Consider the following 15,518-nt stretch of genomic DNA (forward strand, 5'->3'; position numbering starts at 1 on the left):
GGAGCGGACCAGTACTAATGAGTCGAGGACTTATCCAAAGAAGGTAAGTTGTATGATATGGTTAAAGGGAAAACTTGTAGTATTCAGTTTTGAGCGAATAATGCTCAATATAATATGAATTGTGCGGTGACGATGGCAAGAAGGTCACACCTGTTCCCATCTCGAACACAGTAGTTAAGCTTCTTAGCGCCGAATGTAGTTGGGGGTTTCCCCCTGTGAGACTAGGACGTCGCCGTGCAATGATTATTATTCCGCAATAGCTCAGTTGGTAGTAGCGCTTGACTGTTAATCAAGATGTCGTAGGTTCGAGTCCTACTTGCGGAGTTTAAATGGAGTATATTCTTTGAGCTGTTTCTTGGAGAGTTGTCCGAGAGGCCGAAGGAGCACGATTGGAAATCGTGTAAACAGGAAACTGTTTCAAGGGTTCGAATCCCTTACTCTCCGTATTATAAATAATAATGAGTTGGCCCGTTGGTCAAGCGGTTAAGACACCGCCCTTTCACGGCGGTAACACGGGTTCGAGTCCCGTACGGGTCATTGTTTATTGGAGAATTAGCTCAGCTGGGAGAGCGTCTGCCTTACAAGCAGGATGTCGGGGGTTCGAACCCCTCATTCTCCATTTAACGTTGGTCCCGTAGTGTAGCGGTTATCACGCCTCCCTGTCACGGAGGAGATCGCGGGTTCGATTCCCGTCGGGACCGTAAGGTGTATATATGTTTTGACCTTTTGGTCCGATAGCTCAGTTGGTAGAGCACGTGATTGAAGCTCACGGTGTCGGCAGTTCGACTCTGTCTCGGACCATTATGGAGGGATAGCGAAGTGGCCAAACGCAGCGGACTGTAAATCCGTTCCTTCGGGTTCGAAGGTTCAAATCCTTCTCCCTCCATTAATTATTAGTTTTGGAAGCAATAGGGACATAGTTTAACGGCAGAACTACGGTCTCCAAAACCGTCGATGTGGGTTCGATTCCTACTGTCCCTGTTAAATATTATTATGGCGATTGTGGCGAAGTGGTTAACGCATCGGTTTGTGGCACCGACATTCGTGGGTTCGATTCCCATCAATCGCCCTTTTATTGGGATATAGCCAAGCGGTAAGGCAACAGACTTTGACTCTGTCATGCGCTGGTTCGAATCCAGCTATCCCAGTTTTTTTTATATAATGGCGGTATAGCCAAGTGGTAAGGCACGGGTCTGCAAAACCTTGATCGCCGGTTCAAATCCGACTACCGCCTTATTTCTTTTAATAAGCCGGTGTGGCGGAATTGGCAGACGCGCTGGACTCAAAATCCTGTGCCCGTTTAGGGCGTGCCGGTTCGACCCCGGCCACCGGCATTACATATATATGAGTGTTAAAAAGATAGAAATGTTGTTAATACAACATTTCTATCTTTTTTTATCGCAATTTTTGTGTAAAGTCTTCACTAGCATTCAGTAGCTGTTGTGCTGCGATTCTCATCTATTTCTTTCAATCCTTTATAATTAAAAAAGTTAAAATAGTTGCTATAAAAAAAAGTAAAAGTTTAGTCATAGTATTAAATGTTAGATATCATATGATTAGCGGGAGCGATTTGCTCCTACTTACAAGCTATATGGCTATTTCTCTTCACTGGAGTCTTTAGCGTCGCTTTTATCTAACATATTCTCCTTTTTATATTTGTAAAAGTAGCAATAGATTATATTCATCTAATCACCACCTAAATTATATTAATATCTACAATTGTGTTTCAGTATATCATTCAAATTAAATGAATTCACTTCAATAAACTTTTGTTAGATATGTGATGATTATACTATGCCATTGGGTTGGTATGTGATATTTTATTTGATGAAAAGAAAAAATTGGAGGTAAAACATGAAAGCTATCCTACTTATTATCGTCAGTTTATTATTAATAGGGTGTCAAAATAATAAGGAAATAAATGAGAACGAACACCATGAGTCGAATACGGAAGTAGTGAGTGAATCTTCTAATGAAGTTGATAACGAGAAAGAGCAAAATTCAGAAGATAATTCCTTAAACGATGGAGAAGATAAGGAAGAAAATATGGAGTTATGGAATGATAGTAAATCAGAACAATTAGATGAGTTTATTCATCGTTGGGAGCAAGATATGGGTCAGGAGTACACCCAATATGCTCCTGGTAAAAATGCTGATTTATATGGTGTTAAAATTCCTGATGGCATATTAAAAGGGGACAATATGCAAATGCAACCAGTTTTAGGCCAACCTGAATATAATGAAACCGTTTCGCCGTTAGACTTGGAGTGGTCAAAAGATGGACAATCTGAAGCCGACTATGCGGTAGTAGCTGTATACAGTGATGATACTCAAGTTAACCAAAATGGCCCACACCATGTTTATCTCTTTGTTTTAAGAAATGGTGAACCTAATATTTTATATACAGAGCAAAATCAAGGAAATGAAAATAATTACTTGTATTTTTGGCCAACTGAAAATCAGGAACTTATGGAAGGGTTTGTAAATATAGTCAATGGATAATATGGGAGTCATAAAACTTTTATTCTATTGACTAAACCTTTCTGACATTACTTTTTTGTAAATCGTGCTATACTTAATTTGTAGAGAGAAAGTTTAGGAGGAATTATGATGTGGCGATTTTTGATTAAACCATTTTTGGATAAAATAGCAGCCATTATATTTTTCCTATATAAACATATTGATCACGTGGGGTTCTCCACGTGATTTTTCTGTCTATAAGATACTATGAAAGGCGGTGTCCTATGATATTCTATTTTGAAAACATTCCAACCGAAGAATAGAAAAGAGTAGTGATCCAAATGGCTGAAAAATATGCTAGTATCTCGTGTGACTAACGTAACCAAGTCATTTATTTGAAATTAGGTTGCGCGAAGTAAAAAATTGCTTCGCGTCTTTTTGTTGATACGTGAAAGGTATACTTATCAATTTCTGCGTGCTATAATTTCTAAGTGAATTTACTAATTCTCTTTAAATTAGAATTGGTTTAGAATGGAGAGAATGGAATTTATGACTAATCATATTGTATTGTTTGAACCTGAGATTCCTGCTAATACAGGTAATATTTCTAGAACTTGTGCCGCAACTGATACTGAATTACACTTAATTCGACCATTAGGTTTTAAAACAGATGATAAAATGCTAAAACGCGCTGGTCTTGATTATTGGGAGCACGTCAAAATTACTTATCATGATTCTTTACCTGAGTTTATGGAATTTCTAGGGAATCGTCGCCTCTATTTAATTTCAAAATTTTCCCATCAAACGTATTCAGATGTCGATTTGTCAGCAACGGATGAAGACATTTTTTTCCTATTTGGCAAAGAGACAACGGGTTTACCTGAGGCTTTTATGCGGGAAAACGAGGAGAAATGTTTACGATTACCAATGGATGATACGCATGTTAGAAGCTTAAATTTATCAAACACTGCCGCAATTGTTATTTATGAAGCTTTACGGCAACAAGGATTCCCTAATTTAGATTTAACGCATCATTATGAGCATGACAAACTAGATTAAAACGATAGGAGGCTGGGATTAATCCCAGCCTTAATCAGTTTAAGTTAATATTAAATCATACTAAAGCTTGAGGTAAATGATAGAAATTTTGGTAAAATGATATTAAATTCAACCAAATAAAGTAGGTTTTATAAAATGACACAAGAAAAACGACAAGCAAGAAAGTTTGAAGAGAAGTCATGGGAAGAGATGACTTTTTTTGAAAAATTTAAACATCAATGGAAACAGTGGCATTTAACGCGATGGATAATTTTAACCGTATTAGCGGTGACGTTTGTTTTTGAAGGATATCTTATTATTCGCGCAAAATCAGTTGATGTTGGTTCCTTGCAAGAACAATTACAAATTACAACAGAAATCTATGATAAAGACGGTGAACAAGCTGGTGAGCTTTCTGATGATAATGGGACCTATGTGACTTTAGACAAAGTAAGTGAGCCGATGCAAAAAGCGCTACTTTCAACTGAGGATCGGCGTTTCTATGATCATCCGGGTTTTGATATTATGGGGATTGGTAGAGCGAGTGTTGGTTATATTTTGAATGGTGGACAGATTGTCGGTGGTGGTTCTACTATTACGCAGCAATTAGTTAAAAATGCCTTTTTAACAAGTGACCAGACGTTACTACGTAAATTCAAAGAGTTTTTCCTAGCACTAGAGGTTGAAAAACATTATTCAAAAGATCAGATTTTGGAAATGTATTTGAATAATAGTTACTTCGGTAATGGAGTATATGGAATTGAAGACGCTAGTCAAAAATATTTTGGAAAACCAGCTAGTGATTTAGAACTTTCTGAAGCAGCAGTATTAGCCGGAGCTGTTAAAGGACCATCTGTTTATAATCCAGTTGATGATTATGATGTAGCACTGGATCGCCGAAATATGGTGCTACAGCTAATGGTTGATAATCAATTTATTAGTCAAGACGAGGCAAATGTGGCTATAAATACCGGAATGCCTCAAGAAAACAATCCTATTGAGTCTGATAGTTATCGTTATCCTTATTATTTTGACGCTGTAATAGAGGAAGCGATTAATAAGTTTGGAATCTCTGAAGAAGATTTGATGAATAAAGGGTATCGAATTTATACCAATCTAGACCCTAATTATCAAAGTAAAGTGCAAGAGGTTTATGATCAACCTGATCTTTTTCCAACGGCTCCTAATGGGGATACTGCCCAGAGTGCTACTGTTATTTTGAATCCTAAAACAGGTGGCGTGATGGCTACTGTAGGAGGAACAGGAGAGCACTCATTCAGAGGATTTAATCGAGCGACTCAAATGCATAGACAACCTGCTTCAGCAATTAAGCCACTCAATGTGTATACGACGGCTTTAGAAAACGGTTATCATGCAGATGATGTTTTACCTGATGAAGTGAAATCATATGGCTCAGATGATTACACACCACAAAATGCGGATTATCAAACACAAGGAGACATTCTTCTCTGGGATGCGGTAGCGAAAAGTAAAAATACTTCAGCTGTATGGTTAATGAATAAATTAGGTGTTGATAAGACGATGAAAACATTAGATGGGTTTGGAATTCCTTACACTGATGATGATATGAACCTATCTAGTGCATTAGGAGGTTTAAACAAAGGGGTAACGCCACTACAAATGGCTAGTGCCTACACCGCATTTGCTAATGAAGGCGTACGTTCTGAAGGATTTTTCATTACTAAAATTGTCGATCAAGATGGCAATGTAGTCGTTGATGAACAACAACCTAAACAAGACGAAGCAACATCAAAAGCAGTTGCTGATGAAATGACGAGTATTCTATTGACAACTTATGATGAAGGCGGAACGGGTGCAACAATTGAGCCAGATGGTATTGAATTAGCTGGTAAGACTGGTACGGTCGAGCTTTCAGTTGATGATGCACAGACAGACGGCTCTAGTGACCAATGGCAAGTCGCTTATACACCTGACTTTGTATTAACGACTTGGACTGGTTTCGACGAAACAACAGCTGATCACTACTTATGGACGGGATCACCAACGACATCCCATGAGTTAGCAGGGTATATTATGGATAATGTTGTTTCTGTTAGTCCACAAACACCATTTGATATTGAGTCAGCCAAGAAACTATATGAAGAGCGTCGGTCGCAATCTGAAGCAAGTGAATCGCAATCTAATGATGACTCTAATAGCGATGAGTCATCTGAACCTGGCGTTATCGATCGAATTATTGACGGCGGACGAGACTTCTTTAACCAATTATTTGGTAATAATGATGAGGCAGCATAATTTAAAAGGCAGTTGGTTACTATCAACTGCCTTTTTGCTTGCTTACATTTTAAATTCTTAGCATAATATGTTATATTATGCCTATTGAAAAGGAGTGTTATGATGGCAAATATTTATGATACGATTAATGATCTAGAGAAAGAAATTCGCGAACAAGATGTTTATAAAGGATTACTAGAAGCTATGCAAGCTGTAGCTAACGATGAAGAAGCGAATAAACTATACAATGATTTTCGTGGTTTACAAGGCGAAATTCAAATGAAAGTTCAAATGGGACAAGAAATGTCTGAAGATGAAATTAAAAAAGCACAACAACTTCAAAAAGACATGGAAGCCAATGATATTATTTCTCAATTATTAGATAAAGAAAAAGAACTAAATCAATTAATTGAAGATATTAATGTTGCGGTTACTCGTCCAATTCGTGAAGTTTATCAAGCAGCAAACGAAACGAAAGAAAATTAATGATTTGACATATCGATAGAAGCTGGATCTTGTATCCAGCTTTTTTTATGGATAAATTAGTGAGTAAATAATAAAAATCTTGTAAAAGTGAAAATACTTAAAGAAAAAAATAGTGATTCGCGCTATACTGGGATAACTAGACATGAAATTTTCATGAAACGTAAGTTGTTAGATACGGCATATCTTTTAAATATGTTAGAATAATAATGATAACCTACGCAGTTAAGGAGAGATGACTATGGTTCGTTTTATGCATGCTGCTGATTTACATCTAGATCAAACATTTCATCATATTGCTTCACAAAACGAAGAATTATACAAACAATTAAATCATGCCACTGAAGACAGTTTTGAGCGTTTAATCGATATTGCAATTAATGAGAAAATCGATTTTCTATTAATTTCGGGAGATATTTTTAATGGAGAACGTGCATCATTACAAGCACAATTTCGCTTTAATGAAGGAATGAAACGATTAAGTGATCATGACATCTTAGTATATATGATTTACGGAAATCACGATTATATTAAGGATGCTAAACATCGGTTAGCATTGCCTGATAACGTTTATACTTTTGGAGAAGAAGTCGAAACAATTCGTGAAACATTAAAAACAGGGGAAGTTGTTGCAATTAGCGGATTTAGCTATATGTCTCGTTGGATTGATCATAGTATGGTACCTGAATTTCCACAACGAGACGCTAACGTCGACTTCCATATTGGTTTATATCACGGTGAACAAGCAAAGAATGATTCACAAAATCGTTATGCGCCCTTTACAATTAGTGAATTGAGAGAAAAAGGTTATGATTATTGGGCTTTAGGTCATATTCATCTAAGACAACAATTGAGCGCTAATCCTCCAATGCTTTATCCTGGTAATCTTCAAGGAAGTAGTTTTAAAGAGCAAGGGCCTAAAGGAGCTTTATTAGTCTCAATTAAAAAAGGGGAAGCCCCTCAGTATGAATTTGTTGAAACAAGCGACTGGCAATTTATTTCAACAATTAATCCATTACCTAAGATTACAAGTCTAGAGACTTTACGAGATGCGATTGAACGCGTTCTTCACGAGCATGTTATGTATGCTAAAAGAGAAGGCGTTAATGTGATTTCACGGTTAATATTTAAATCGAATAATGATCAAGAAACGCTTTATTGGTGGAATGAATATAGAGATGAATTACGTGAACAGCTAAGATGGAGTTTAAGTAATCAAAATAATAATCGAACAGAGAAAATTTACTTAGCTGACTTAGCAATGCAAATTACTAGCGATACGGATTGGTCTCCTTCACGAGCATTTAATGAATCTTTGAAAAAAGCTTATGCTAAATATAGTGAAGATGATCATTTGGATACTGTACTAGCAGACTTAAATAATAAAGACCAATGGCAAAAATTCTTACGACCTCGAATTGATAATGAAGCGTTTAAACAACGTGTCCTTAGTCGTGTGAGAACATTGATTGTGACAGAGCAAGCAAATTATAATCAAGAACAACGGAGAGGGTAAATAATGAAAATTACGAAAATTGAAATTTTTGGATATGGTCATTGGATTGATAAAACGGTTCATTTGCAACCTCAGTTAAATGTGATTTCAGGACGTAATGGGTCAGGTAAATCGACCTTAATGAGTTTTGTATTAAGTGTTCTTTTTGGTTTTCCTAATCTACGTCGTAAACATCAAAGAGATTATGACATTAATCCTGAAAATCATTTTGGGGGCCGTTTATATTTAACTGAAACTAAGTATGGCGATGTTATGATTGAACGTACCCGCAAAAATGGGAAACAATTATTATATATGAAGCGTGATAATGATAAAGATCGGGTACAAGTCAATGATTTTTCTGATTTATTGAACGGCTTATCTAAAGCAGATTATTTAAATTACTTTGGTTTTTCAGAAGCCGACTTAATGGATTTCGTCTGGGAAAGTGAAGAAGACTTTGCGAAAAGTTTAGTCAGTTTAGGAGTAAGTGGTCGTCAAGTATTAAGCAAAATTACGCCAAACTTACAAAGCGAAGCTGAAAAAATTTATAAACCAAATGGAAAAAATCCTGTGTTAAATCAACAACTAGATCGTTTAGCACATAATAATCAACAAATTAACGATGCTAAACAAGATGAAGATCAATATTATGAATATGAACATCAACAGGCGGAAGATATTGATGCACTTGATGCATTACGTCATGAACATGAAATGGCTAGTTCTGAAGAAATTCAACTTGAATTAGCTCATGGCCAAGAAAATTCTTTAAATGAGTATATTTCTCTAGATCAAGAACTCCAAGGATTTGATTTTGCGGAAAATAATTCTGAAGTGATTCAAAAATGGCGACAAGTTAGTGACCGCATACAACGTTTAAATGATGAGCGTCAAGAATTACAACCTAAAACAGTCACTAATCAAGTAGATAAACAAAGCCAAGCTAATGAGATGTCACAAGGAACCGAAGCGGGTGTTAACTGGATAAGTGCGCATCCAGAAAATCTTGATGTTATGTATGCTCAATCAAAAGCTTATCGTAACCATCTCAATCAAAATGCAGATGTCAGTGAAGAATTAGTCAAAAAACGTTATGAAAAAGATCAATTATTGAAACGATTAGGTGCTGACAATGATGAAGAGCTACCAAATGAATTGCCTGATGATGAACGTGAAAAATGGCAAAAAGAATATCGAAAAATTCAAAATCGTCAAGCTTTATTGGAAAATGAGTCAGGACCTTACTCAGAAGATAAACAAGCATTAAATGATTTAAATGATGAAGAGAAACAATTACGTAAGGAATATAATGAACTTCGTGCTTCAGGGGCACCTGGAATGTCATGGGTGGTTTACCTAGGAATTGTTTTTGGTATTCTAGGTATCATTATTTTAATTGTCGCCTTAGCTGCTAGTGGAAATGGGCTAATCCCCGTTGCCATCGCTGGAATTGCGTTAGGTATTATCTTTGCACTAATTGGCATGTCATTGACACAAAAAAATAAAAAAGAGTATCGTAATGATTTAAAAGCTTATGAGTTAGACTTTATCGATATCAAAGACGAACGGCAACAATTAGAAAATGCTATCTCAGTGGCTCCACGTCCTGAAAACAATGATGTCGAAGCAGAATATCAAACATTTGAGAAACAATTAGATGAATTAGCTCAACAATATGGAGCCACAGAATCGATTAATTCTAAAGTATGGTTAGAAGATAATTACGTAACTCAAATTGATCAATTAAATAAAGAAATTAGTCAAATGGAATTATTATTAGATAATGATAGTTTCACCGATTCTGCGAAAGATCAGTGGGAAGATTATAAAGCAACCCTTTCAGATAATCATTTATCTGAAGCAGCTATTTATCATCAATTTGAAAATGATTATTTAGCATGGCGAGAAGCACGTGCTAATAAAACTTACCAAGACTTTGCTGCTCAAGAAAGTAAAGAAAAAATTGATCGTATTGATGAACAAATTAAACAGTTAGAAGAAAGACAACGACAAATATTGGAAGACTATGATGTGCAAAATGCTGATGAGTTAGAAGCTAAAGCCGACAAGCAACAACAAATGTTGGAAAAACAAAAACGTTTTACTATTTTAGCTAATCATTTAGATTTAAGTTTACTATCATATATCGAAGCCGATGAATCTGTTGATGAGCAATTAATGGAAAAAAGAGATGAAATTAAAGCTCTAAACGAAGAAATTGCCATGCGAACAGATCGTTTATCTCAATCACGTTCTGAAATGAAACGATTAGCAAATGCTGGACAACTGGAAGAGTTAAGTGCTCAGGATGAAGCACTCGCATCTGAAGCATTAAATGCAGCCGTCGAATGGGCGGCCAGAAAAGTAGCTATTCAAGTATTTGAAGAAGCGACTATGGGTGAGACAGGTGATGCTAATAGCTTGGTTATGGGACAAGCCGTTCGTTATATTCACGATTTAACTGATGGCCGATTTGATAAATTGCAATACACGGATAGTGGTATGACAATCCATACGAGTGACGATAAATGGTTGCCAGTTGAACAATTATCTCGTGGTGAAAAAGCGTTAATGTTCATTGCTTTACGTTTTGCCTTCTTGAATGCGCAATTAGGTCAAATTCAATTACCAATTTTTATTGATGAAGCTTTTGCTCACTTAGATGATGGTCATTTAGAAAATGTTTATCGTTTTCTAGCTGATCGTGGGGTAGATAATCAAATTATTTTACTAACGACAGATCAACCAAATATGGACGGATTAGCACACGTTGCTAAACAAGAAATCTAGAGAGGGGTTTACATGGATTACAATCGTATCTATGATATACCAGAAAACGAACAGTTTGAAACATATGTTTTAATTAAAGTGGCTGAAAAACGGCAAGATCGTAATGGAAAAATGTTTATCGCCTTTACTTTTGAAGATCGGTCAGGAGATATTTCGGGGATGTACTGGGGAGCTACTGAGGAAGATGTTGAACGTTTTCAAAGTGGCTTAGTAGTTCATTTAGCTGGTCGACGGGAGTCATATAATGGGAAACCTCAAGTACGGATTAATCACTTGCGTTTAGCGACTGATGAAGAACCAAATGATCCTGCGATGTATGTCGATAAAGGACCGATGGATAAACAGGAAATGATTGATGAAATTCATACGTTATTAGATGAAATTGATAATCCTACCTTGAATCAATTAGTAAGAAAAATATTGAATCAAAGTGCTAAAAAATTTTTTGTTTATCCAGCTGCTAAAAAAAATCATCATGCCTTCGTTGGTGGCTTAGGATTCCATACGATTTCAATGCTACGATTAGCTCAAAGTATCGCTAATCAATATCCAATAATTAATAAAAGCTTATTATATTCTGGGGTATTGTTACATGACATTGGTAAAACCATTGAATTGTCAGATCCTGTGACAACGGAATATACCTTAAAAGGAAATCTAATTGGACATATTAGTATTATTTCTGAATGGATATCAAAAGCAGCAGAAGAATTAGGGATTGATGAAGATGATGAGGATGTTTTATTATTAAAACATATGGTGCTTTCACATCACGGAAAACAAGAATGGGGAAGTCCAGTAAGACCACATTTGCTTGAGGCAGAAGTGCTACATCATATTGATAATCTCGATGCTTCTATAGAAATGATGCGTGAAGCCTATAATCGAACAGAACCGGGGCAGTTTACTGAACGAATTTTTGGCTTAGATAATCGTAATTTTTATAAACCAAAAGAAAATTAAAAAAAGACCGATGCTTATAAAAAGCATTGGTCTTTTCATTTAATCTAGTTGTTATCTTGTTCTGAGTTTTCATCAGATTTGTTATTGTTATCTTGTTGATTTGAGTTAATTTCGCCACCTTTATTTTCACTACCATTTTCGGAAATGAAGTTATTTAAGGCGTCTTTTAGATCATCATCGTTAATTTTGACATTGTATTTATCAATTAATTGTTTAATGATTTTATTAACGGTTCCTTGATCTTGCATTTTTTCTTGTTGAAGGCTTTCTTTTAGTTGACCTTTTTCGTCATCAAACGAACCTTTATCTTTTTTTTTCGTTACTTTGATGACATGATAACCATATTTTGTTTTTACAGGTTCTTTAGTATATTCTCCTTCTTTAAGTTTAAAAGCAGCATCTTCAAATTCAGGAACCATTTGTCCTTTTGAAATTTCGCCAAGAGAGCCACCATTATTAGCTGTGGTATCTTTAGAATTATCTTTGGCTAATTTAGAAAAATCTGCACCATCGTCCAATTGTTTAATAATATCTTTCGCTTTGTCTTCATCATCTACTAAAATATGTGAAGCTTCAATTGGGGCTTGGTAATCATCATATGCTTTTTTCAGTTCTTTATCATTAATATCAATATTTTTACTAATGGCTTCGCTCATAAGAGAATAAAGATATAATTGTTTTTCATAAGCTTTTTCAGAGCTGAAACCTGATGATGCCAGTACGGTTTGGAATTGATCGTCATCATCATATTGTTCTTTTAATAGTGCAGTTTGTTGGGTGGCTTGATCTTTTAGTTCTTTAATTTTATCGCCATCCAATTCTTTTTCGAAAATGTCACTCAGTACCATTTGTTGAATGACTTGTTCTCCAGCTTTATCTTTTAATTCGGCATTAAAGTCTTCTTGTTTAATCTCGATGCCGTCACCTTTAGCAATCGTAGAAGAATCACCTTTAAACTGGTCACAACCAGCTAACGCGAAGATAGATGCTAACGATAAAGTGGCTAAACTTAATTTCTTAGTGAATTGCATGTATGTACACTCCTCAATTTCATTTTCATTTAAAATATATCATAGGCTAAAGATTTCTCACAGGCAACGACAAGGATTATCGAAGAAAATTCAATGTTATGAATTTTTCTTAAATGTTATTTGTGCGGTTGCCACATCATTATTTAATTGGTTAATTTTTTTCTGCATTTCATTGTATTGAGGAACTGCAGAATTTTTGAAATCTTGAATGGCTTGCCCAATATCATTACGAATAATTTGACTTGAGGATTGTCCTTGTTTGACAAGATCTGAAACAGATGTTTGTGCTCTAGCAATGCTTCCTTGCATATCGGTTGCTGCATGAGAAACACCATCTGCATAGTTTTTTACTTTTTCACGATTTTCTTTACCGGTATTAGGGTTATTAAGAAGAGTATATCCTCCAGCAACCACTGCACCTGAAATAAGACCGGTAATAAACTTACTTAAACGTGCCATAATTACACCTCTTTAGTATATTGGCGAATATGATCTGCTAATTCTTGCATGTCATTATCGCTATAATCATCTTCATGCGTTTCCCATTTTAAACCAAAACCATCGTTATCTTTATCGTAACGAGGAATAAGGTGGAAATGAGAATGGAATACGGATTGATAAGCAGATTCGCCGTTGTTATTTAATATGTTTAACCCTGTCATATCAGGAAATGCTTGTTTTAAGGCATTAGCTACTTTAGGTAAACGAGATAAAACTTGTCCAGCATATTCAGCGTCATAATCAAAAATATCTTTTATTGGTTCTTTGGGGATTAAAAGAGTATGTCCTTTAGTGACTTGACTAGTATCTAAAAAAGCCATTACAACATCATCTTCGTAAACAACATTTGTAGGAATTTCACCTTTAGCAATTTTGTAAAAAATGGTTTCTGACATGGTTGTCACTCCTATCTTGTATAATAGTTTTATTTTAACATATTGCTTATGTAGCGACAATTTAAGGCATAGTAAAGTTTTATTCGCTATCAATGTTTTAGTTTGTTAAACTTAATGCATCAATATATAAAAGGATGGCTATCATGATATTAGATGTAAATAATTTAACGGGCGGATATTCTCGAGAACCCGTGTTGAAGGATTTAAGTTTTCAAATTAACGAAGGAGAGATTGTTGGCTTAATTGGACTTAATGGCGCAGGTAAAAGTACAACCATTAAACATATTATTGGGTTATTACAACCAATGTCTGGTAGTATTCACTTAAATGATGTGAGTTTAATTGAAGATAACCAAACCTATCGGCAATCTTTTTCTTATTTACCGGAATTACCCGTTTTATATGAAGAATTAACATTAAGAGAACACTTGGAGTTAACTGCCTTATCTTATGGATTAGATAAGGAGACGGCTATTAGACGAATACAACCATTACTTGAACAATTTCGTTTATGGGAACGTTTAGACTGGTTACCTATTCATTTTTCCAAAGGGATGAAACAAAAGGTGATGATTGTTTGCGCGTTTTTAGTGGATACATCGCTATATATTGTCGATGAACCTTTTCTTGGCTTAGACCCACTCGCTACTAATGACTTTATTCATTTGTTAGAAGAACGTAAACAAGAAGGATCAGCCATTTTAATGTCAACGCATGAATTGCAACGGGCAGAACAATATTGTGATCGGTATTTATTTTTACAATCAGGTCGGTTAATTGCTCAAGGATCACTAAGTGAGTTACAAACACACTTTGGTTTACCTCAAGCATCGTTAGAAGAAATATATCTAACGCTAGCTAAGGAGTCTTTACAATGAAAATTACGTCTTTCTATCATAAACGACGTCAAAAACAACAGGCTCAGTTTTTGAAGTATAGTCGTTATATTTTTAATGATCATTTAGTATTAGCGTTGTTCTTCTTATTAGGAGCTCTAGCTTTTCAATATCAAGCATGGCTGAAAAATTTACATGGTCCACAATGGATAGCAGAAAGTATTGTCACGCTGGCTATCTTATTATTTATCTATTTACCTAAACCAAAAACGTTCATTCGTGAAGCGGACACCGTTTTTATGTTGCCAATGGAAAAACAATTTTCAGATTGGTTTAGACAGTCGTATTGGCTATCACTTATTTTTCCAACACTCCTTGGTATCTTAGGAATGGGAATTATTTATCCATATTATTATACGATATATCAATTATCTATTAGTGGATTATTACTCACTAGCTTTAGTGTTTGGATACTAATGGCAGTTAATTTATTATTGACGTATGATGGCTATCATTTTCAATACTCACGGATGCGGGTATTAAAAATAGGTCTCTATGGTATGGCTTTACTTCTAATTAATGGGTTTACTGTGGTTAGTCCTATTGTTAAATTAAGCATTAGTATTATTTATGGTCTTATTGCTATAGGAATTATTCATTCCCCATTTAGCAATAAAAAAACGATTTGGGCTTGGAATCAAATGGTAAGTGATGAAGTGAATCGACAACAAGCTAATGACAAATTATTATCTTTATTTGTTGATGTTAAAACGCTAACGCCTAAGATTAAACGACGGAAGTATACCGATATATTTATTCAATCTTTTTTAGATACCACCCCTTATCGCTATCTTTTACAACGTAGTTTTTGGCGGGGGCCAGAATATGTTGTCATTTGGTTTAGATTATTGTTATTAAATCTATTGCTTATCTGGGTATTACCTAACAATCTTCTTTCGTTAATCATTGTAGGAATTGTTAGCTATTTTAGCCATTTTCAAATTTTACCTTTGTTTGAACAGGGAACAAAACATCCTTTATTACAAACGGCACCCATTCACTCTCAACAGATGGTATCTGAGTTTATGACTTTTTTAATCGTTCCCTTTGTTACTCAAGGGATTCTCTTAGTTATTTTTAGTGGGTTTGTCTTATCGTGGGCATTTGCAGTCAAATTAGGGATTATTCAAATCATTGTTTATTTCATTTTGTATACGGTATTAAAAAAACGTCAACATAAAAAACATTGATGATTTGAATTGACTAT

12 protein-coding genes, 12 tRNA genes and 1 rRNA gene are annotated in these 15,518 nt (G+C 35.2%); 22 read left to right on the forward strand and 3 right to left on the reverse strand.

The window, feature by feature from the left end; genetic code table 11:
- The first annotated feature begins 122 nt into the window (after window positions 1–122).
- The 20 genes from rrf to B8955_RS03445 all read left to right on the forward strand — a co-directional run bounded on the left by rrf (window position 123) and on the right by B8955_RS03445 (window position 11,488).
- Window positions 123–238: ribosomal RNA gene (rrf, locus tag B8955_RS03350) — 5S ribosomal RNA — on the forward strand.
- A 12-nt stretch (window positions 239–250) separates the two neighbouring features.
- Window positions 251–324, forward strand: a tRNA-Asn gene (locus tag B8955_RS03355).
- Between the two features lie 33 nt (window positions 325–357).
- Window positions 358–444 (forward strand) — tRNA-Ser (locus tag B8955_RS03360).
- A 21-nt stretch (window positions 445–465) separates the two neighbouring features.
- A tRNA-Glu gene (locus tag B8955_RS03365) sits at window positions 466–537 on the forward strand.
- Between the two features lie 9 nt (window positions 538–546).
- A tRNA-Val gene (locus tag B8955_RS03370) sits at window positions 547–619 on the forward strand.
- 9 nt (window positions 620–628) lie between these two features.
- Window positions 629–701 (forward strand) — tRNA-Asp (locus B8955_RS03375).
- A gap of 27 nt (window positions 702–728) precedes the next feature.
- Window positions 729–801, forward strand: a tRNA-Phe gene (locus B8955_RS03380).
- 4 nt (window positions 802–805) lie between these two features.
- Window positions 806–886, forward strand: a tRNA-Tyr gene (locus tag B8955_RS03385).
- Between the two features lie 24 nt (window positions 887–910).
- Window positions 911–981 (forward strand) — tRNA-Trp (locus tag B8955_RS03390).
- Between the two features lie 15 nt (window positions 982–996).
- Window positions 997–1,069, forward strand: a tRNA-His gene (locus B8955_RS03395).
- A 7-nt stretch (window positions 1,070–1,076) separates the two neighbouring features.
- Window positions 1,077–1,148, forward strand: a tRNA-Gln gene (locus B8955_RS03400).
- A 15-nt stretch (window positions 1,149–1,163) separates the two neighbouring features.
- A tRNA-Cys gene (locus tag B8955_RS03405) sits at window positions 1,164–1,234 on the forward strand.
- A gap of 15 nt (window positions 1,235–1,249) precedes the next feature.
- Window positions 1,250–1,334 (forward strand) — tRNA-Leu (locus B8955_RS03410).
- Between the two features lie 520 nt (window positions 1,335–1,854).
- Window positions 1,855–2,502 (forward strand): DUF4767 domain-containing protein, encoded by a 648-nt coding sequence (locus tag B8955_RS03415; protein ID WP_084098541.1) that lies wholly within the window; start codon window positions 1,855–1,857, stop codon window positions 2,500–2,502.
- Between the two features lie 507 nt (window positions 2,503–3,009).
- Window positions 3,010–3,519, forward strand: coding sequence for a tRNA (uridine(34)/cytosine(34)/5-carboxymethylaminomethyluridine(34)-2'-O)-methyltransferase TrmL (gene trmL / locus B8955_RS03420; RefSeq protein WP_084098918.1), 510 nt, complete (start codon window positions 3,010–3,012; stop codon window positions 3,517–3,519).
- A gap of 135 nt (window positions 3,520–3,654) precedes the next feature.
- Window positions 3,655–5,775, forward strand: coding sequence for a transglycosylase domain-containing protein (locus B8955_RS03425; RefSeq protein WP_084098544.1), 2,121 nt, complete (start codon window positions 3,655–3,657; stop codon window positions 5,773–5,775).
- Between the two features lie 102 nt (window positions 5,776–5,877).
- Window positions 5,878–6,240, forward strand: coding sequence for a YlbF family regulator (locus B8955_RS03430; RefSeq protein ID WP_084098547.1), 363 nt, complete (start codon window positions 5,878–5,880; stop codon window positions 6,238–6,240).
- A 238-nt stretch (window positions 6,241–6,478) separates the two neighbouring features.
- Window positions 6,479–7,753: a metallophosphoesterase family protein gene (locus B8955_RS03435; RefSeq protein ID WP_084098550.1), complete on the forward strand. Its 1,275-nt coding sequence runs from the start codon at window positions 6,479–6,481 to the stop codon at window positions 7,751–7,753.
- Between the two features lie 3 nt (window positions 7,754–7,756).
- The gene (locus tag B8955_RS03440) at window positions 7,757–10,525 is read left to right on the forward strand and encodes an ATP-binding protein (protein ID WP_084098552.1); all 2,769 of its coding nucleotides are present in this window, start codon (window positions 7,757–7,759) and stop codon (window positions 10,523–10,525) included.
- Between the two features lie 12 nt (window positions 10,526–10,537).
- The gene (locus tag B8955_RS03445; protein WP_084098555.1) at window positions 10,538–11,488 is read left to right on the forward strand and encodes a 3'-5' exoribonuclease YhaM family protein; all 951 of its coding nucleotides are present in this window, start codon (window positions 10,538–10,540) and stop codon (window positions 11,486–11,488) included.
- A gap of 44 nt (window positions 11,489–11,532) precedes the next feature.
- Here the strand turns inward: B8955_RS03445 and B8955_RS03450 are convergent, their stop codons facing one another.
- From B8955_RS03450 to B8955_RS03460, 3 genes are all read right to left on the reverse strand, one after another.
- Window positions 11,533–12,519 (reverse strand): peptidylprolyl isomerase, encoded by a 987-nt coding sequence (locus B8955_RS03450; RefSeq protein ID WP_084098558.1) that lies wholly within the window; start codon window positions 12,517–12,519, stop codon window positions 11,533–11,535.
- A 96-nt stretch (window positions 12,520–12,615) separates the two neighbouring features.
- Window positions 12,616–12,978, reverse strand: a complete 363-nt coding sequence (locus tag B8955_RS03455) for a YtxH domain-containing protein (RefSeq protein ID WP_084098560.1) — start codon at window positions 12,976–12,978, stop codon at window positions 12,616–12,618.
- 2 nt (window positions 12,979–12,980) lie between these two features.
- Complete coding sequence (locus B8955_RS03460; protein WP_084098563.1) at window positions 12,981–13,415, reverse strand: HIT family protein; 435 nt, start codon at window positions 13,413–13,415, stop codon at window positions 12,981–12,983.
- A gap of 143 nt (window positions 13,416–13,558) precedes the next feature.
- Between B8955_RS03460 and B8955_RS03465 the strand changes: the two genes are divergently transcribed.
- On the forward strand, window positions 13,559–14,293 hold the full coding sequence (locus B8955_RS03465; protein ID WP_084098566.1) for an ABC transporter ATP-binding protein: 735 nt from the start codon (window positions 13,559–13,561) through the stop codon (window positions 14,291–14,293).
- Window positions 14,290–15,501, forward strand: coding sequence for an ABC transporter permease (locus tag B8955_RS03470; protein WP_084098569.1), 1,212 nt, complete (start codon window positions 14,290–14,292; stop codon window positions 15,499–15,501). Before B8955_RS03465 ends, B8955_RS03470 begins: the two co-directional genes overlap by 4 nt.
- Window positions 15,502–15,518: the final 17 nt, after the last annotated feature.

The sequence above is a fragment of the Aerococcus suis genome (assembly GCF_900176325.1).
In the GTDB taxonomy this organism is placed as follows: domain Bacteria; phylum Bacillota; class Bacilli; order Lactobacillales; family Aerococcaceae; genus Aerococcus; species Aerococcus suis.